A 17,633-nucleotide genomic window follows, 5' to 3' on the forward strand; every position below is an offset into this window, starting at 1 on the left:
CAAGTCCTTCCATGCCAAATGGCCAGCCGACGCGAAAAGCCTGGCTTACTCTAGGCGCGCCTCGAGATTGAAGCCACACGAATGAGCCAAACGTGGCACACGGCTCAGTGAACACGCTCACCGATACCGTACGGGATGTTCTAAAGTGTCCGCTTCCAGCACCACTATTTCGCATCCTGCCTGGGATGTTCTCGATAATCGGCACCGCAAAGGAACAGCATGACCGCTTACCCAGCCCTGCGTGCCGCGGGGGCGACTGATGTCGGCCGGGTCCGCGAAGTGAACGAGGACTCGTTCGTCATGCTGCCCGCGGTGGCCGTCGTCGCCGACGGGATGGGCGGTCATGCCAGCGGCGACGTCGCCAGTGCCCTCGCGGTGGAGACCTTCCAGAGCCGCTTCGCGACCATCTGCCCGGTCCCCGAGGACATCCAGGACGCCGTCCACGCCGCCAACTCCGCGATCACCTCGGAGGCGGCGCGCAACTCCGAGAAGCAGGGCATGGGCACGACCCTGACCGGCGTGGCGCTCGTCGAGGCGGAGGGTGCGCCCCACTGGCTGGTGTTCAACGTCGGCGACTCGCGCGTCTACCGGCTCTCACCGGCCGGCGTGATCCAGGTGACGATCGACCATTCGGAGGTCGCCGTCATGGTCGAGGCGGGGATGATCACCGCCGCGGAGGCTCGAGTCCACCCGCTGCGCAACGTGATCACCCGGTCGCTCGGCACCTACCCGTCCCCCGAGGCGGACACCTGGCTGATCGCCGTCTCGCCCGACGACCTCTTCCTGCTCTGCTCCGACGGCCTCACCGGAGAGCTCGAGGACCACGAGATCCACGAGATCGTCTCCAGGACGCTCGGCGTGGGCGGAAGCATCGACAACCTGGCCCAGAGGCTGGTGGACGCTGCGGTTGCATCGGGCGGGCGCGACAATGTCACTGTGGTACTCGTGACGCCCCCGCCCTCGCTCTTCACCGCCCCGACGGACTCTGCTCGATCTACCGGGGACGTCTCGTCGTCCCATGAGTGATACCGCTACCTACTGTGTGGGGCACTGGCTCGCGTTGCAGGGCGACCGGTGCTGGGCGCTGGTGCAGCTCGGCCCGGGTGACCCGCGGGTCGGCGGCGTCCAGGCCGCACTGAGAGACCCCCATCCGGTCGACGCGATCGCCGGACTGCTCTCGGCCGACGGGCCGCGGGCCCCCGGCTTCGCACTGGTCGGACGCGAGGGCCCGAGGGTGCGGTACGCCGTGCGCTCGCCCGCCAAGGTGACCGCCGTCGTCAACGAGGTGCCGGTCTTCATCGACGGCATCGACGTCTCCGGCAGGTGGGCCGACGGCCACTTCGCGGCCGTCCCCGAACGGGCCGAGCTGGCCAACGGGGCCTGGGGCGGGATGGAGGAGGACCAGCCGCTGATCGACACCGCCCACGCGCGCTCGCTGGACGTCGTCTTCGACCCCAACTTCTACGTTCAGGTACAGACCGACTCGACCATGGCACCGCCGCTGGACCACACCATCCGGCGCTCGGACCTCGCTGCCTCGCCGCCGCCCGCCGCACCCCCTGCGGCGATGCCGAACGTGCCGTCGTTCCAGAGCCCGCCGCCGACCGCGGTGCCGCCGCCTCCGGTGGCCCCGTCCCAGCCCGCGCAGGAGTCCAAGAAGGGCATCATCGACGGGCTTCCGTGGCGCAAGAAGGGCGCCAAGAAGCCCGACCCGAACGCCTGGGGTCCGCCGGACCGGCAGCCTTCGCCCCCACCGGCGACGCCGCCCGCTTCGCCGCCAGCCGTGCCTCCGCCCCCGATGCCCGCGCCTGCGCCCAGCCCGCGCAACGACATGGCGACCCGGGTCCGCGACGTGCCGACGCCGACCCCGGTGCCGCCCGTCGGCGGGCCGACGGTGTGGGCGGTCTACTGCCCGCAGGGCCACGCCTCGCCGCCCTACTCCCCGACCTGCCGCATCTGCCGGCTGGCGCTGCCGCCGCACCAGCAGCCGGTCTCGGTCCCGCGCCCCGCGCTGGGCCAGCTCAAGCTCGGCGACGGCCGGGTCGTCATCCTCGACCGAGGTGCCGTCTTCGGGCGGTCGCCGCGCGCGGATGCCAGCGGCAACACGGGGGCTGGTGGCGTACCTCCGCACCTGGTGAAGGTGATGCTGCCCGACATCAGCCGGCTGCACACCGAGGTGCGACTGGAGGAGTGGCAGGTGCTCGTCCGCGACCTCGGCTCCGCCAACGGATCCTACCTGACCCTGCCCGGTGGGCGGCCGCAGCAGATGCGCCCGATGGAGGAGTACGCCCTGGAGCCCGGTGCCGTGGTGAGCCTCGCCGGTTCGATCAACCTGACCTATGAGGTTCTCGGGTGACACAGACGCCACACCCCGAGCTCGGCCCCGAGCTCCCGGGGATGACCTGCCTGGGCCGGCTCGGCTCGGGCGGCTTCGCCGACGTCTACCTCTACGAGCGCCACCACCCGAAGGTCCGGGTCGCGGTGAAGCTGATGCGGTCCTCCGACCTCGCCGAGGCGCAGCGGGCGCAGTTCGCCGCGGAGGCGGCCGTGATGGCGGAGCTGGCCGAGCACCCGTTCATCGTGCCGGTGCACAGCGCCGGTGAGACGCCGGACGGCCGCCCCTACCTGGTGATGGGCTACTACCCCAACGCCGACCTCGGTGCTCGCGTGCGCAACAACCCGATGAAGGTGCAGGACGCGCTGCGCTTCGGGATCCAGATGGCGTCGGCGGTCGAGACCGCCCACCGCGCCGGGATCATCCACCGCGACATCAAGCCGTCCAACATCCTGCTCTCCCGCTACGACGTGCCCGGCCTGGCCGACTTCGGCATCGCCGGCCGCCCGCGCGACGACGAGGGCGACATCGGGGTCTCGCTGCCGTGGTCGCCGCCCGAGGTCCTCACCTCGGCGTCCAACGGCTCGGTCGCCTCCGACGTCTACTCGCTGGCCGCGACCGTGTGGCACCTGCTCGTGGGCCGCTCGCCGTTCGCGGAGCGGGGCAACAACTCCGACCGCGCCGTCTTCTCCCGCATCCTGCACACGGCTCCCCCGGCGACCGGACGCCCGGATGTGCCGCCCTCGCTCGACCGCGTGCTGCAGCAGGCGATGGCGAAGGACCCGACCTACCGGCCGCGGACTGCCCTCGACCTGGCCCGCCACTTCCAGCGGATCGAGCAGGAGCTCCGGCTCGGACGCACCGAGGTGCAGGTCCTCGACCGCGACGCCGGCGGCTCCGGCTCCATCCCGGTGGTCCCGACGGTGCCGGCTTCTCGCGGCGAGGGCCCGACGACCGGCTCGGGCCGCAGGCATCTGCCGGCTCCGCCCTCCGACCCCGAGGCCGAGCTGGTCACCGAGGTCAAGCCACCCTCGCAGGTCATCGCCCAGCCTCCGCCGCCCGTCCAGGCAGCGCACTTCCCGGACGCCGCCTCGGCCTCGGCCGACCGCACCCGGTTCAGCTACCCGCGCACCGAGGAGGGCCCGTCCGTCCTCACCGGGGCGCGCCCGGCCGAGTCCCGCAGCAAGACCCCGGCGATCATCGGCGTCGTCGTCCTCTTCCTCGTCGCCGCCGTCATCGGCATCATGCTCTCCCGCAGCGGCAAGGAGGAGAAGCCCGACGAGGTCCCGCCCCCGCCCGTCGAGACCGACCTCCCCGGCGTCACCGGCCCCGCCGCGCCCGGCAAGGTCAAGGGCACGCTCAAGGGCGACCGGGCCGTCTTCACCTGGTCCGGTGTCCCCGGCGCGACCGGCTACAAGTGGGTCGGCGACAACTCCACCAGCGGCAGCGTGGACCGCCCCAAGGCGGTCGTACGCCTCGAGGGAGCCACCAAGGTCTGCATCCAGGTCCGCTCCCTCGGCGAGAACGGCAACGTCTCCCAGGGCGCCGCCCAGGCCTGTGTGTCCACGTAGGACTAGCTGGACCGGTGGGGTCCGGGATGTCCCTCACGTCGGATGCAGGGGCGTTTCGCGCGCTTGAGGATGGCTCCGCAGCGTGGTTCGCGACGCCCGGACATGACTCGGGTCAGGTCGAGCGGCTCGACGCCTGCGCGGGCACGTCGCATCGCCGCCCCGAGGGCTGCGACCGGGTCCGGGTTGCCGACTGCGTCCCAACCGTGCGTCATCGCGGCTTCGAGCTCGTCCTTCGACAGGTTCGTCGCCGTCGTCTCATCGAGGATCCCGGCCACGACGGCAGCCTTGACCATGCCCGGGGGCGCCGGCTCGGGACGGTAGTCCCAGCCGTCGAGCCCGACGTCCTCGGCAACCACCTCGACCAGGGCGAGCACCTCCCAGACCTCGGTCATCAGGTCTGGGTCGATGCGCCCCGAGCGAACGAGTGCGGCCGCCATGTCGTACGCCGCTTCTGCCCGACGCGGCCCCGCGACCAGCACCTCGATCATTCCGACCGACACCCCGTTGACCACGTCGACGCGACTGGCGAAGACGACCCGGTACTCCTTCTGGAGCACGTCGAGAGTGTTCCATCCCGCGAGCTTCTGCCCGCCCCGGTTGCTGAGCGGATGGGCACCGGCCGGGTTTCGACAGAGCGCGACGACGTCAGCCAGAAGAGACTCGCGCTGCGCGATCGTCAGCGGTTCGAGCGACTCGACGAACGCATCGTTGAACTCGAGGTACGCCTGGTCGTCCGGAAACGTTTCGCCTGCTCGCACGGGTCTAGGCGACGTCGCGATGTGCAGCGGCCCGCTCACGGACCCGGTCCACATCGACACCGAGCCGCTCGCAGGTCTCCTCCAGAGACAACAGCTCGCCACGTGAGGAGACGATGTCGGCCGCCGCATCGAGCACCCGAGCCGTGGCCTCTCGCAGCGCCCGGAGGTCCGCGTCGAGATGCTCCGCAGAGCCGATCACGGCCACCGCACGACCGTGGCTCGTCAGGATGACTCGCCCTTCGGCGCTCTTCGCGGCCAGGGCTGACACTCCCATCCGGGAGGCGGCCGTCATCGGCACACGAGTCTCCTTCATGTCCGCAACACTACATAGATCTATGTAGTGTTGCAACGAACGGCACTGGCCGCATCCGGTCGTCGCGGCCGAGGTCTCGCAGGCGATACTGGGCGCATGCCGAGCACCCCTGCGCCGAACACCCCTGTGGCCACGTCAGCGAAGCTGGCGGACGGGCGCGAGATCTGGTTCTTCGACGAGCAGCCGATGCTGCGGTCGGTGCACGACGAGCGGCCGCTGGAGCCGCGGGCGGGCGGGTCGCAGCTGCGCTGGGACCGGCTGACCGCGACCTGGACGGCGGTGGCGGGACACCGCCAGACGCGTACGTTCAAGCCGCCGTCGGACGAGTGCCCGCTGTGCCCGTCGGTCGATGGGAGGCTCACCGAGATCCCGGCCGAGAGCTACGACGTGGTGGCCTTCGAGAACCGGTTCCCGGCGCTGTCGACGGTCGCGGTCGGCGAGGCGACCGGGGAGCCGTTCGTCTCCCAGCCGGGGCGTGGTCGGTGCGAGGTCGTGTGCTTCACCAGCGACCACGAGCAGAGCTTCGTCGACCTTCCTCCCGAGCGGGTGCGGACGGTGCTCGCCGCGCTCGCGCACCGCACCGAGCAGCTGACGGCGATGCCGGAGGTGGCGTACGTCTTCTGCTTCGAGAACCGCGGCGAGGAGATCGGGGTGACGCTGCAGCACCCGCACGGGCAGATCTACGCCATGCCGGTGCTGCCGCCGCGGATCGAGTCCCTCGCGAACGCCGCCGACGCCCACCGTGAGGCGACCGGCGAGTGCCTGCAGTGCGCGGTGCTGGCCGACGAGATCGCCGACGGGTCGCGGGTGGTGGCGGAGAACGCGTCGTTCGTGGCGTACGTGCCCTATGCCGGCCGCTGGCCCTACGAGATCCGGGTCGTGCCGCGGCGCCACGTGGGCTCGCTGCCGGGACTGACCGCCGGCGAGATGGACGACCTCGCCGCGCTCTACCAGGAGTGCCTGCGACGGATGGACGGGCTCGACGACGCCGGCCCGGTGCCCTACATCGCCGGCTGGCAGCAGGCCCCCACCGGCCGCGAGGACACCTGGCACCTGGCCACCGAGATCTTCACCATCCGGCGGGCGCCCGGGCGGCTGAAGTACCTCGCCGGCATCGAGTCCGGCGTCGCGCTCTGGGTCAACGACATCCCGCCGGAGACCGCCGCCGAGCGGCTCCGCGAGGCCCTCTAGAGACCCTGCCAGTCGGGCTTCCCGGTGTAGACCTCGCGGTAGTAGTCGCGGCGTACGAGCCGGGAGGCCGCGGCCTCGTCCAGCAGGACCGAGACGTGGCCGTGGAGCTGCAGGACCGAGGCCGGACAGGTCGCCGAGACCGGGCCCTCGACCGCGGCGGCGACCGCTTCGGCCTTGCCCTCCCCCGTGGCGAGGAGCAGCAGGTGGCCGGCTCGGGTGATGGTGCCGAGGCCCTGGGTGAGCACGTGGCGCGGCACCGCGTCTGGTGAGCCGAAGAAGCGGGCGTTGTCCTTGCGCGTCCTCGCGGTGAGCGTCTTGATCCGGGTCAGCGAGGCCAGGGACGAGCCGGGCTCGTTGAAGGCCAGGTGTCCGTCGGAGCCGATGCCGAGGATCTGCACCTCGATGCCGCCCGCGGCCACGATCGCGGCCTCGTAGCGCTCCCCGGCCGTCGGCAGGGTCTCCTCGGTCGGGTCGGGTCCGTGGACCCGCTCGGGCGGGATGCCGATCGCGTCGGTGAACTCGCGCCGGATGGTCGCCAGGTAGGACTGCTCGTGGCCGTCGGGAAGGCCGACGTACTCGTCCAGGTTGAACGTCTCCACGCCGTCGTAGGACGGCCCGCGACCGTCCCGGGCGCGCCGGATGAGCTCCTCGTACGTCGCCAGCGGTGTCGAGCCGGTGGCGAGCCCCAGCACGGCCGGGGTGCCGGCGGCCGCCCGGCTGCGTACGACCTCTTCGATCGTGTCCGCGGCGAGGGCGGCCACCGCGGCGGGGGTCTCGAGGACAACTACTTCCATGTCAGTCCTTCGTCGGGGTGATCGGAGTGATCAGGGCGGCGCCGATGGCGGCGACCGGGGCGGCGGAGACCACCCGCAGGCGCGAGGCGAGCTCGAGGGAGGCGAGGAACGGCGAGGTCTCGGTCTGCCGGGCGAGCGCGACCGCGATCGCCTCCCGCAGCGGCTCCCCGACCGCCGCGACGCCCCCGCCGATGACGACGCGTTCGGGATCGACGGCAAGAGCGAGGGCGCGTACGGCGGCAGCGACGCCGTCGGCGAAGCGGTCCCGCACGATGACGGCCGCCGGGTCGCCGGAGGCCGCGGCGGCGAAGAGCGCCGCGGCGGGGTGGCCGGTGGACGTCGGCCAGGCGGCCGCGAGCGCGGCACCGGAGGCGACCAGCTCGAGGCAGCCGCGCTGGCCGCACCCGCACACCGGGCCCTCCGGGTCGACCGGGAGGTGCCCGACCTCTCCGGCGGCGCCGTGGAAGCCTCGGCGGAGCGCCCCGCTGAGATAGAGACCGGCGGCCAGACCGGTGCCGAGCGAGAGGTAGACCAGGTCGTCGACGTCCTCGACGGCGTGCGCGCCGAGGGTGGCCGCGTTGGTGTCGTTCTCGAGGGTGACGACCGCTCCCGTACGTGCGCCGAGCAGCTCCGCGAGCGGGAAGGCGTCGCCGTCCAGGCCCAGGTTGACCGCATGCTTCACGGTGCCGGCGCGGGTGTCGACGATGCCGGGGATGCCGACCCCGATCGAGCAGATCTCGCCGCCGTCGAGCGCGTCACGCAGGCTCGCGACCACCGCGGCCGCGCTCTTCACAACGCCCTCGCCGCCGGGGGTGGTGGCGGCACGGTCCTCGGCCAGCACCGCCCCGTCCGCACCGATCGCGATGCCGTGGATCTTGGTGCCGCCGATGTCGAGGCCGACCCGTACGCCGTTCACCGGCTCCAGCCCGATCGTCGCAGCACCTCGGTCACGGCAGCCACGCCCGGCAGGGAGAACCCCTGGGGGCACAGTCGTGGCAACCCCGGTCCGTCGTACGCCCCGGGCCACCCCCACTCCACCAGCACCGCGGCTCCCGGCAGCTCGGCGACGGTCCGGCCGACCTCGGGACGGCGGTGCGCGTCGCGCACCTGCACGATGAGCGGTGCGTCGGGGAGCTCCGGGAGCGGGTCGCCGGGGCGGATGACGATGTCCGGCGGCAGCCCCCAGGGCACGTCGCCCACGGCGATGTTGGCCTCGGTGTCGACGGTCACGACCCGGGCACCGGCGAGGTCCGGGATCTCGGTGAGGTCGCTGGCCACCGCGAGCGCCCGGCGAGCGCCCTCGATCGAGCGCTCCTCGAACCGGGGGTCGAGCGCGGCGCCGGGTCGGTGCGCACCGGCGAGGTCGGCGAGCAGCCTGTCGACGCGGGCGACCGCGTCCTGGAGCCGCTCCAGCGGCAGCTCACCGGACTCGACCGCGGCCACGATCGCGGCGGTCGTGTCGCGGACCAGCGAAGGCGGCTTCTCGGGGCCGAGGATGAGCAGGTCGGCACCTGCCGCGAGCGAGAGCACCGCGGCGGCCGGGATCCCCCGGCTCGCCGACGCACCGGCCATGTCGAGGGCGTCGGAGACGATCGGCCCGTCGTAGCCCAGCTCGCGCAGCAGCCCCAGCACCGGCGCCGAGAGCGTGCCGGGCAGCTCATCGTCCAACGCGGGCACCAGGATGTGGGAGGTCATCACCGACGCCGCTCCTGCCTCGGCGGCCGCCTGGAACGGGACCAGCTCACGCTCGCGGAGCGTGTCCAGCGAGGCGTCGAGGACGGGGAGGGAGACGTGGCTGTCCTGGCCGGTGTCACCGTGGCCCGGGAAGTGCTTGACGCAGGCGGCGACGCCGGTCGACTCCAGGCCCCGCACCCAGGCGGCCACGTGCTTGGCGGCCACGCCGGCGTCGTGGGAGAACGACCGGGTCGCGATCACCGGGTTGTCGGGGTTGGAGTTCACGTCGGCGACGGGAGCCAGGTCGAGGTTGATGCCGGCGCGCGCCAGCCGCACCCCGATCGCCCGGCCGGTCTCCTCGGTCAGCGCCAGGTCGTCGGCCGCCCCGAGGGCGGCGGCGCCGAGCACCGAGGAGCCGGTGAGCGCCTCGAGCCGGGTGACGTCCCCACCCTCCTCGTCGATGGTGATCACCGGCGCCCAGCCGCCCTCAGCGGAGGCGGACCTGATCTCGGCCGCCAGGCGGCGTACGGAATCCTCACCGGGGTCGGTGTCGGGGCCGGCTGTGTTGGTCCCGAACAGACAGATGCCGCCCAGGCCCTCGCGGAGCAGCTCGGCGTAGCCGACGGGCAGGGTGGGGCCGGCGAAGGCGGAGACCTGCACGCGCAGCGCCAGGGTCTCGACTGCGGTCGGGGAGGTCATCACGACACTCCCAGCTCGCCGGCGAGGACGAGCACCGCGGCGCCGACGATGACGACGTCCTCGCCGAGCGTCGACGTACGGAACTCCAGCGGCTCGCCGCTGACCGGCATCGTCCGCTCGCGGATGATCCGGTCGGCGGTCTCGCGCAGCGGTCCGTCCAGGAGGTCGGCCGGCCCGGAGAGGACCAGCTCGTGAAGATTGAGGGTTCCGACCACAGGGGCCAATGCCTTTCCAAGATGTCCGCCGGCTTCCACGAGCGCGTCGTCGTGGGCTGTCTCGAGGCGCTCCCGCAGGCGCGGCACCGCGAGGAAGGTCTCCAGGCAGCCCTGGCGGCCGCACGCGCACAGCGGCCCCTCGGGGTCGACGGTCACGTGCCCGACCTCACCGGCGGCGTCGACGAACCCGTGCAGCAGCGCCCCCTCGAGCACCAGGCCCGCACCCACACCGGTGCCGACCCGCACGAGCATCAGGCCGCCGTCGCCGGACTGGCCGAAGGTGTACTCCCCCAGCACCGCGGTGTTGGCGTCGTTGGCGACGTACGTCGGTCGGCCGGTCTCGCGGCGCACCTGCTCGGCCAGGGCGACGTCGGTCCAGCCGAGGTTGGGTGCGGCGACCACGGTGCCGTCGGCCGCGACGACACCGGGGCTGCCGATCCCGATGCCGAGGATCGGCCGGTCGGTGCTCGCGATCAGATCGGTGACCAGCTGCTTCACCAGACGTACGGCCTCGCTCCCGGTGCGGCCCTCCCGGCACCTGGTGGTGCGGTGGATGACGTCGCCGGTCAGGTTGAGCACGGCACCGGCGACCTGGTCGTCGCCGGAGACGTCGATGGCCACGATGTGGGTGGCGTCGGCGGCGAGCCCGACCAGCATCGGCGGCTTCCCGACCCGGCTCTCCACCGGGGCACCGAGCTCCTCGACGAGCCCGTCCTCGAGCAGGCTGCCCACCAGATCGGAGACCGTCGCGCGGGTCAGACCGGAGGCTCGAGCCAGGTCGGCGCGGCTCGCCGGACCCACCGCGAAGAGGTGCTGGAGCACCAGGGATCGGTGATGCCGCCGCGCATCCTCCTGCAGCAGCTTCCCGATCGGCCGCAACGTACGCCGTCTCGCCTTGGACATGTTTGTTAGTCCATCGTACTTATTAATGATGCGTCAAGTCGACACGACGTTTTCCTCGCCGAGAAGTCACATTCTGACGCCGAAGGGTCAATTTCTGCCATCGAGAGGTCAGTTTCCGGAGCGTTCGGCACCGAAAACTGACCTCTCGGCGGGTCAGATGATGGCAGCAAGCTGAGCACGGGTCGGGACGTACGGCTCGATGCGGAGGACCATGTGGGCCTCCTCAGGGGTGCGGTTGCCCTTGCGGCCGTTGCACCTGCCGCATGCCGCCACCGTGTTCATCCACGTCCATCTGCCGCCGCGCGACTGTGGCAGCAGGTGGTCGATGGTGCGGGCCTGGCCGCCGCAGTAGGCACAACGATGCTGGTCGCGCTTGAGCACTCCCTCGCGGGAGTAGCCGGCCGGCCGGTACATCCAATGCATGGCGATGTAGCGGACCAGCCGCACCGCCTTGGGCCATGGATGTGGCCCGATCATCTTGTCGCCCTGTTGCTCGTGAACCACCGCCACCTCACGGAACAGCATCCGCACGGCGTGCTTGAACGAGACCCTTCCGAGCGGCTCGAAGGAGGCGTTATACAGGGTCACGGCGCCCATGGTCGTGGTCATACTCGGTTACCTCCCAGGAGAGTCGGATAGAGATCGCGTGCAGATCGGACGGGAACACCGGACTGAACAAAAAGGGCCGCCCCGACGAGACAGACATGTCTCGCAGGAGCGGCCCGGAGTGATCCGGTGCAGCTATGCACCCAGGTCACTGTCGGCTCCCGCGGGCATGAGGGTCGCGCTCGTGCGCAGCGGTCAGCGACCAGGCCGCCGGGGCGGTGGTCCTGTGCTGCGTGCTCATGCGTCGGCCCTTCAAAGAGGTCAGGTGAATTTGCCCGGCGGTGGGGCCGGGTGCTACCAGAATAGTGCGAACACCCTCCACCTACCAACGGTTTTCCCAGGTCAGGAGCGTGTCTTTCCGGTTAACTACGCCCGACGTACGCCGTTTGGACCCGTTAGCGCGACCGGGGCCGTGTCTCGGAGCCTCGGGATCAGCGCCTCGCCGACCCTGGCGACCTCGGTCCGGTAGGGCGTGTCCGAGAGGACGAAGTGGGTCACGCCGAGCTCCTGGTAGCGACTCAGCGCGGCGGCGACGTCGTCCGCGGAGCCGACCAGCCAAGTGGTTCCGGCGCCACCTCCGCCATAGCGTCCCGGGGCGGTGTAGAGGCAGTCGTCGAGCACGTCGCCACGGTCGGCGAGGTCGAGGAGGCGGCTCTGCCCCACCGCTGCCCGGCCGCTGCGCCGGAACTCGCGGTCGCCGACGTTGTCGGCCATCCGGCGCACCTTCTCCTCCGCGTCGCGCCAGGCCTCCTCGCGGGTCTCGCGGATCAGCGTGGTGATCCTCAGCCCGAACTCGAGCGGCTCGAGGTCGCGGTCGAGTGACTGCTCCAGGCCGCGCAGGCGCTCGACCCGCTCGGCGATGCCGTCCAGCGGCTCACCCCAGAAGAGCTGGACGTCGGCCTCGGTCGCGGCCACCGCCTCGGCCTCCGGGGAGGCGCCGCCGAAGTAGAGCCGGGGGTGCGGGCGGCCGGCCGTCGCGTAGGGGCGCGGGGTGATGGTCGATCCGGTGACCTGGAAGTGGTCGCCGTCGAAGGTGACGCCCTCCTCGGTCCACAGCCGCCGCACCAGGCGCATGAACTCCTTGGTCCGCGCGTAGCGAGCCGCGCGCGAGTCCTCGCGGTCGCCGTAGGCGGCCAGGTCGTCCTGACCGGAGACGATGTTGACCCGCACCCGACCCTGGCTGAGCTGGTCCAGCGTCGCGGCCGCGGTGGCGAAGTTGGCCGGGCGCCAGTAGCCCGGGCGGATCGCGATGAGCGGCTCGAAGGTCGTGGTCCGCGCGGCCAGGGCGGTCGCGACGGTGAAGGTGTCGGGCCTCCCCCAGCTGGTGCCGAGCAGGGCACCGGTCCAGCCGGCGTCCTCGACCGCCTCGGCGAGGCCGACCTGGTAGTCGAGGGTGCCGTAGCCGTCCTCCGGCGATGCGGTGTCGCCGCGGTGGCCGGCCTCGACGAAGTTGGGGAGGTACCAGAGGAACTCGGGGGCGTGGGGGTCGGTCATTCCGGACTCCTTCATCAGGCGTTCCCATGAATGTTAATGGTCTTTATGGACTATGCCGGGCGGTGTCCATCGGCGGACAGAGGCTCAGCCAATGAGCCAACTCGGGGTATGGTCCCGGCATGGGCCTGACCTCTGCCGAGCTGATCGATCTCGTCCTCGACGCCGGGACCTGGACGTCCTGGGACACCCCGCCGACGTACGGCGATCTCCCCGAGGCGTACGCGGCCGACCTGGCGAAAGCCCGGGAGCGAGCCGGGACGGACGAGTCGGTGGTCACCGGGGAGGCCCGGATCGCCGGGCGCCGGGTGGCCGTGGTGCTCTCGGAGTTCCGGTTCCTGGCCGGGTCGATCGGGCGCACGTCGGCCGATCGACTGATCGCGGCCGTGGAGCGGGCGACGCGCGAAGGTCTGCCGCTGCTGGCCGGCCCGGCCTCGGGCGGGACCCGGATGCAGGAAGGCACACCGGCGTTCGTGCAGATGGTGCGCATCGCCGAGGCGGTCACCCGCCACAAGGCCACCGGCCTCCCCTACCTCGTCTACCTGCGCCATCCCACCACCGGCGGCGTGATGGCCTCGTGGGGATCGCTCGGCCACGTCACCGTCGCCGAGCCCGGAGCGCTCCTCGGCTTCCTCGGCCCGAAGGTCTACGAGGTCCTCAACGGCCGCCCCTTCCCCTCCGGCGTCCAGGTCGCGGAGAACCTCTTCGCCCACGGGCTCGTCGACGGCGTCGTACCTCCCGACGAGCTCGCCGGGCTCGTCGACCGAGTCCTGGGCATCCTGGCCCTGCGCCCCGAGAAGTCAGCGACGCAGGCCGAGGCGTCACGTACGTCGGCCGAGACGTCAGCGGATGACGCCTCGACCGACGGGGGTGACTTCTCGGCGGTCGACACCTGGGACGCGATCACCCGGTCCCGGCGTACCGACCGGCCAGGGGCACGGGCGCTGCTCCGGATCGCAGCCTCGGACGTCGTACCCCTCAACGGCACCGGGCAGGGCGAGCGCGATCCTGGCCTGATCATCGCGCTGGCGCGGTTCGGGTCGGCGCCGTGCCTGGTGCTGGCCCAGGATCGGCGCGAGCAGGCTCATCAGCCGCTCGGGCCGGAGGGGCTGCGCGAGGCACAGCGCGGGATGAAGCTCGCCGCCGGGCTCGGGCTCCCCGTCGTCACGGTCATCGACACCCCCGGGGCCGCCCTCTCCCCCGAGGCGGAGAACGGCGGCATCGCCGGCGAGATCGCGCGTACGTTGGGGACTCTCGTCAACGTCGAGACCCCGACGCTCAGCCTGATGCTGGGCGAGGGCAACGGCGGCGGTGCCCTCGCCTTCCTCCCCGCCGACCGGGTGGTCGCGGCCCAGCACGCCTGGCTCTCCCCGCTTCCGCCCGAGGGCGCGAGCGCGATCGTGCACGGCGACTCCGACCACGCCGCCGAGATGGCCGAGGCGCAGCGGGTCCTCGCCGTGAACCTCCGGCAGATCGGCGTGGTCGACCGGATCGTCGCGGAGTCCCCCGATGCCGCCGACGAGCCGGAGGCATTCTGTCGCCGCGTCGGAGCGATCCTGGAGGACGAGCTGCTCGCATTGCTCGCCTCCGGCCCGGGCGAACCGACCGCCCGCGCCGCTCGCTACGCAGGCTGATCGGCGCGACCGACACGCCGCCGCGCGCCGGCTTCGGCATTTACCCTTGCGCTCCGACTGAACACGTGTTTAGCATTAAACATGCGTTCAGCCCCTGCCGACCAGACGACCCGTGAGCGGATCCGCGATGCGGCGGTGCTGCGGTTCGCGCGGGACGGTTTCGGCGCCTCGGTCCGCTCGATCGCGACCGATGCCGGAGTCAGCCCGGCCCTGGTGATCCACCACTTCGGCTCCAAGGACGAGCTGCACGCCGAGTGCGACGAGACGGTGCTCGCCGAGATCCGCTCGTCGAAGAACGCCACGATCGACGAGCTCGCCTCGGGTCAGAGCATCCTGCACCGGTTCGCCGCCGCGGACGAGTACGCACCGATGCTCGGCTACGTACTCCGCTCGCTGCAGGACGGCGGGCCGGTCGGGCGCACGTTCATCGAGCAGATGGTCGAGGACGCCGTCGGCTACACCAAGCACGGCGTCGAGGCGGGCCTGGTCAAGCCCAGCCGGGACGAGGCGGCCCGTGCCCGCTATCTCGTCCTGTCCGCCCTCGGCACGCTCATGCTCGAGATCACCCTCGACCCGCCCGAGGACCCGAGCGACATCAGCGGTCTGGTGCGCAGCTTCCTGGCGACCACCTACCTGCCGATGATCGAGCTCTACACCGAGGGCTTCTTCACCACCCGCCGCATGCTCGACGAATACCTGCTCTACGTCCCGGACCCGCCGCAGGACGCCGCGACCGAGCCCCCGTCCGCATGACGCCAGGCCGGTCGGCGTACGTCCTCCTACCCTCCCAACGCGGAAGCGAGTTCCCATGTCCGACACCATCCCCGCGGTCGAGATCGCGGGCCTGCACAAGTCCTTCGGTTCCTTCAAGGCCCTCGACGGCCTCGACCTGACCGTCGAGCACGGCCAGGTGGCCGGCTTCCTCGGCCCCAACGGCGCCGGCAAGTCCACCACCATCAAGGTCCTGCTCGGGCTCCTGCGCGCCGACGCCGGCACCGCCCGCCTCTTCGGCGGCGACGTCTGGCGGGACGCGGTCGAGCTGCACAAGCGGATCTCGTACGTCCCCGGCGACGTCAACCTGTGGCCGAACCTGTCGGGCGGCGAGTGCATCGACTACCTCACCCGGCTCAAGCCGGGCGGCGACAAGGCCAAGCGCAAGGCGCGGAAGGCCGAGCTGCTGGAGCGGTTCGACCTCGACCCGACCAAGAAGGCGCGCACCTACTCCAAGGGCAACCGGCAGAAGGTCGCCCTGGTCGCCGCGTTCCTCGACGAGTCCGACCTCTACATCTTCGACGAGCCCACCTCCGGCCTCGACCCGCTGATGGAGGCCGTCTTCACCGAGTACGCCCGCGAGGCCAAGGCCGCGGGATCGTCGGTGCTGCTCTCCAGCCACATCCTCAGCGAGGTCGAGAAGGTCTGTGACACCGTCACGATCATCCGTGCCGGGGTCGCCGTCGAGTCCGGCACGCTCGAGGAGCTGCGCCACCTGACCCGCTCCTCCGTCGTCGCCACCGTCGGCGGGGACGCATCGAGGCTGCGTACGATCTCGGCGGTCAACGACCTGGTCATCAACCCCAACGGCGCCGGGACCCGGGTGGCCTTCGACGTCGACAACGCCTCCGTCGGCGAGGTGCTCAAGACGCTCACCACGCTCGACGTGCACGGTCTGACCATCACGCCTCCCTCGCTGGAGGAGCTGTTCATGCGCCACTACGGCGACGTGATCGCCGAGACCGAGACCGAGGACGCGAAGTGAGCGCGGCAGCCACGGCCACAGTCCCGAAGGCGGGACTCCTGGACTCCTTCACCGGCACCGGGCACCTGATCGGCTTCATGCTCCGACGCGACCGGGTGCGGATCGCGGTGTGGACCCTGATCGTCGCGATCCTCTACCTGGTCTCGTTGGCGCCCGGCGGCGAGTACGCGGTGCTGAACGACGACCCCGAGGCGCGGGCCGCGCGCGCGGTGACCCTGAGCAGCCCCGCGATGATCGCGATGGCCGGCCCCGGCTACGGCCTCGACGACTACACGATGGGCGCTGCGGTCGCCAACGAGCTCATCCTGTGGATGGTCGTCGCTCTCGCCGTCATGACGATCCTGCAGGTCGTCCGCCACACCCGCTCCGAGGAGGAGTCGGGCCGATCGGAGCTGATGCGCGCCGGCGTGCTCGGCCGCCACGCCCCCTCCCTCGCGGTCATCGTCGAGGTCGCGCTGACCAACCTGGTCATCGCCACCGTCGGCCTGCTGGCGCTGGTCGCGATGGGCCTGGACCCGGTCGACTCGGCGGTGATGTCCTTCGGGATCGCCCTGGCGGCGCTGGTCTACGGAGCCGTCGCGCTGGTGACCTCCCAGCTCTCCGAGAGCAGCGGCGGCGCGATGGGCATGGCCTTCGCCGTCCTCGGCGCCACCTACGTCGCGCGGGTCGTCGGCGACATCCAGGAGCCCCTGGGCAGCCCGCTGTCCTGGCTCTCCCCCATCGCCTGGGTGCACCAGACGAGGGTGTTCGTGGACACCCGGGTCTGGCCCCTGGGGATCGCCGCGGCCGTCGCGCTGGCGCTGCTCGCGGTCGCCGCCTTCCTCGGCTCCCACCGTGACTTCGGCGCCGGCATGGTGAAGGTACGCCGCGGGCGGGCCGACGCCTCGCCGCTGCTCAGCGGGCCGGTTGCCCTGGCCTGGGTGCGGCAGCGTACCGGCCTGTTCTGGACCGCCGTAGGACTCGGGCTGATGTGGTTCGCGACCGGCTCGATCCTGAGCGAGGTCCCGAACATGCTGGAGGCCGTCGGCGACAACCCGATCTACGCCGAACTCGTCAAGGGCGGCGCGGAGGACATGATCAAGACCTTCGCCGCGTTCATCGCCGCCTACTCCGCCTTCGGCGCCGCCGCGTACGCGATCATCATGACCCTGCGGGTCAAGGCGGAGGAGGACGCCACCCGGACTGCCCTGGTGCTGGCCAAGCCCCTCGGCAGGCTTCGCTGGCTGCTGTCGAACACTCTCATCGCCGCACTCGGATCACTGGTCGTGCTGGTCTCCGGGATCTGGGCGATGGGACTGGGTGCTGCTGCCACCGGCGTCGACGAGGTCGGTTTCGGTGACTTCACCGTGCTCGCCCTGGCCTACGTCCCCGCGGTCCTGGTGATCGTCACGCTCGCGCTGGCCCTCTACGCCTGGGTGCCGCAGGCGGCCGGCGCGGTCTGCTGGGCCGTCTTCGGCTGGATGTTCCTGGTGCTCATCCTGGCCGACGTGCTCGATCTCCCCGACTGGGTACGCGGCCTGTCCCCGTTCTGGTGGATCGAGAACACCATGCTCGAGCCGCAGCCCCTCAGCCACACCCTCGGCCTCTGCGCCGTCGCGGCCGCGCTGCTCCTGGTGTCCATGGTCGGCTTCCGCCGCCGCGACATCCACGGCTGACCTGCCGAGAAGTCACGTACGCCGGTCGAGTGGGCACC

At 71.5% G+C, this 17,633-nt stretch carries 16 protein-coding genes; 8 read left to right on the forward strand and 8 right to left on the reverse strand.

Features of this window, described 5'->3' with window-relative positions:
* Positions 1-219: 219 nt before the first annotated feature.
* Genes ACZ6WN_RS10480 through ACZ6WN_RS10490 form a run of 3 tightly spaced genes read left to right on the forward strand, consistent with a single transcriptional unit; the run spans position 220 to position 3,906 of the window.
* Entirely contained in the window at positions 220-1,026 is an 807-nt protein-coding gene (locus ACZ6WN_RS10480; protein ID WP_465864575.1) for a PP2C family protein-serine/threonine phosphatase, read from the forward strand.
* Complete coding sequence (locus tag ACZ6WN_RS10485) at positions 1,019-2,356, forward strand: FHA domain-containing protein (RefSeq protein ID WP_465864576.1); 1,338 nt, start codon at positions 1,019-1,021, stop codon at positions 2,354-2,356. The genes ACZ6WN_RS10480 and ACZ6WN_RS10485 overlap by 8 nt, the downstream gene beginning before the upstream one ends.
* Entirely contained in the window at positions 2,353-3,906 is a 1,554-nt protein-coding gene (locus ACZ6WN_RS10490; RefSeq protein ID WP_465864577.1) for a serine/threonine-protein kinase, read from the forward strand. The genes ACZ6WN_RS10485 and ACZ6WN_RS10490 overlap by 4 nt, the downstream gene beginning before the upstream one ends.
* A 2-nt stretch (positions 3,907-3,908) precedes the next feature.
* On the opposite strand, the gene ACZ6WN_RS10495 is transcribed toward ACZ6WN_RS10490, so the two are convergent.
* Both ACZ6WN_RS10495 and ACZ6WN_RS10500 read right to left on the reverse strand, forming a co-directional pair.
* Complete coding sequence (locus ACZ6WN_RS10495; RefSeq protein ID WP_465864578.1) at positions 3,909-4,664, reverse strand: hypothetical protein; 756 nt, start codon at positions 4,662-4,664, stop codon at positions 3,909-3,911.
* A gap of 4 nt (positions 4,665-4,668) precedes the next feature.
* Entirely contained in the window at positions 4,669-4,977 is a 309-nt protein-coding gene (locus tag ACZ6WN_RS10500) for a hypothetical protein (RefSeq protein ID WP_465864579.1), read from the reverse strand.
* Positions 4,978-5,073: 96 nt separating this feature from the next.
* Here ACZ6WN_RS10500 and galT point away from each other — a divergent pair, with 96 nt between their 5' ends.
* Positions 5,074-6,168 carry a galactose-1-phosphate uridylyltransferase gene (gene galT / locus ACZ6WN_RS10505; protein ID WP_465864580.1) on the forward strand — a complete coding sequence of 365 codons (1,095 nt, stop codon included), beginning with the start codon at positions 5,074-5,076 and terminating at the stop codon, positions 6,166-6,168.
* Here the strand turns inward: galT and nagB are convergent.
* The 6 genes from nagB to ACZ6WN_RS10535 form a co-directional block, all read right to left on the reverse strand.
* Positions 6,165-6,962, reverse strand: a complete 798-nt coding sequence (gene nagB / locus ACZ6WN_RS10510; protein ID WP_465864581.1) for a glucosamine-6-phosphate deaminase — start codon at positions 6,960-6,962, stop codon at positions 6,165-6,167. The two genes, galT and nagB, sit on opposite strands and share 4 nt — an antisense overlap.
* A gap of 1 nt (position 6,963) precedes the next feature.
* Positions 6,964-7,878 (reverse strand): ROK family protein, encoded by a 915-nt coding sequence (locus tag ACZ6WN_RS10515; RefSeq protein ID WP_465864582.1) that lies wholly within the window; start codon positions 7,876-7,878, stop codon positions 6,964-6,966.
* The gene (locus tag ACZ6WN_RS10520; RefSeq protein WP_465864583.1) at positions 7,875-9,335 is read right to left on the reverse strand and encodes a glycoside hydrolase family 3 N-terminal domain-containing protein; all 1,461 of its coding nucleotides are present in this window, start codon (positions 9,333-9,335) and stop codon (positions 7,875-7,877) included. The genes ACZ6WN_RS10515 and ACZ6WN_RS10520 overlap by 4 nt, the downstream gene beginning before the upstream one ends.
* Positions 9,335-10,453: an ROK family transcriptional regulator gene (locus ACZ6WN_RS10525; protein WP_465864584.1), complete on the reverse strand. Its 1,119-nt coding sequence runs from the start codon at positions 10,451-10,453 to the stop codon at positions 9,335-9,337. Before ACZ6WN_RS10525 ends, ACZ6WN_RS10520 begins: the two co-directional genes overlap by 1 nt.
* A 153-nt stretch (positions 10,454-10,606) precedes the next feature.
* Complete coding sequence (locus ACZ6WN_RS10530) at positions 10,607-11,062, reverse strand: HNH endonuclease (protein ID WP_357340551.1); 456 nt, start codon at positions 11,060-11,062, stop codon at positions 10,607-10,609.
* A gap of 363 nt (positions 11,063-11,425) precedes the next feature.
* The gene (locus ACZ6WN_RS10535; protein WP_465864585.1) at positions 11,426-12,553 is read right to left on the reverse strand and encodes an LLM class flavin-dependent oxidoreductase; all 1,128 of its coding nucleotides are present in this window, start codon (positions 12,551-12,553) and stop codon (positions 11,426-11,428) included.
* Positions 12,554-12,672: 119 nt separating this feature from the next.
* Between ACZ6WN_RS10535 and ACZ6WN_RS10540 the strand changes: the two genes are divergently transcribed.
* The 4 genes from ACZ6WN_RS10540 to ACZ6WN_RS10555 all read left to right on the forward strand — a co-directional run bounded on the left by ACZ6WN_RS10540 (position 12,673) and on the right by ACZ6WN_RS10555 (position 17,595).
* Entirely contained in the window at positions 12,673-14,184 is a 1,512-nt protein-coding gene (locus ACZ6WN_RS10540) for a carboxyl transferase domain-containing protein (protein WP_465864586.1), read from the forward strand.
* Between the two features lie 81 nt (positions 14,185-14,265).
* Complete coding sequence (locus ACZ6WN_RS10545) at positions 14,266-14,937, forward strand: TetR/AcrR family transcriptional regulator (protein WP_465864587.1); 672 nt, start codon at positions 14,266-14,268, stop codon at positions 14,935-14,937.
* Between the two features lie 55 nt (positions 14,938-14,992).
* The gene (locus ACZ6WN_RS10550) at positions 14,993-15,940 is read left to right on the forward strand and encodes an ABC transporter ATP-binding protein (RefSeq protein ID WP_465864588.1); all 948 of its coding nucleotides are present in this window, start codon (positions 14,993-14,995) and stop codon (positions 15,938-15,940) included.
* On the forward strand, positions 15,937-17,595 hold the full coding sequence (locus ACZ6WN_RS10555) for an ABC transporter permease (RefSeq protein ID WP_465864589.1): 1,659 nt from the start codon (positions 15,937-15,939) through the stop codon (positions 17,593-17,595). Before ACZ6WN_RS10550 ends, ACZ6WN_RS10555 begins: the two co-directional genes overlap by 4 nt.
* Positions 17,596-17,633: the final 38 nt, after the last annotated feature.

Source organism: Nocardioides sp. NPDC054178, from assembly GCF_055585005.1.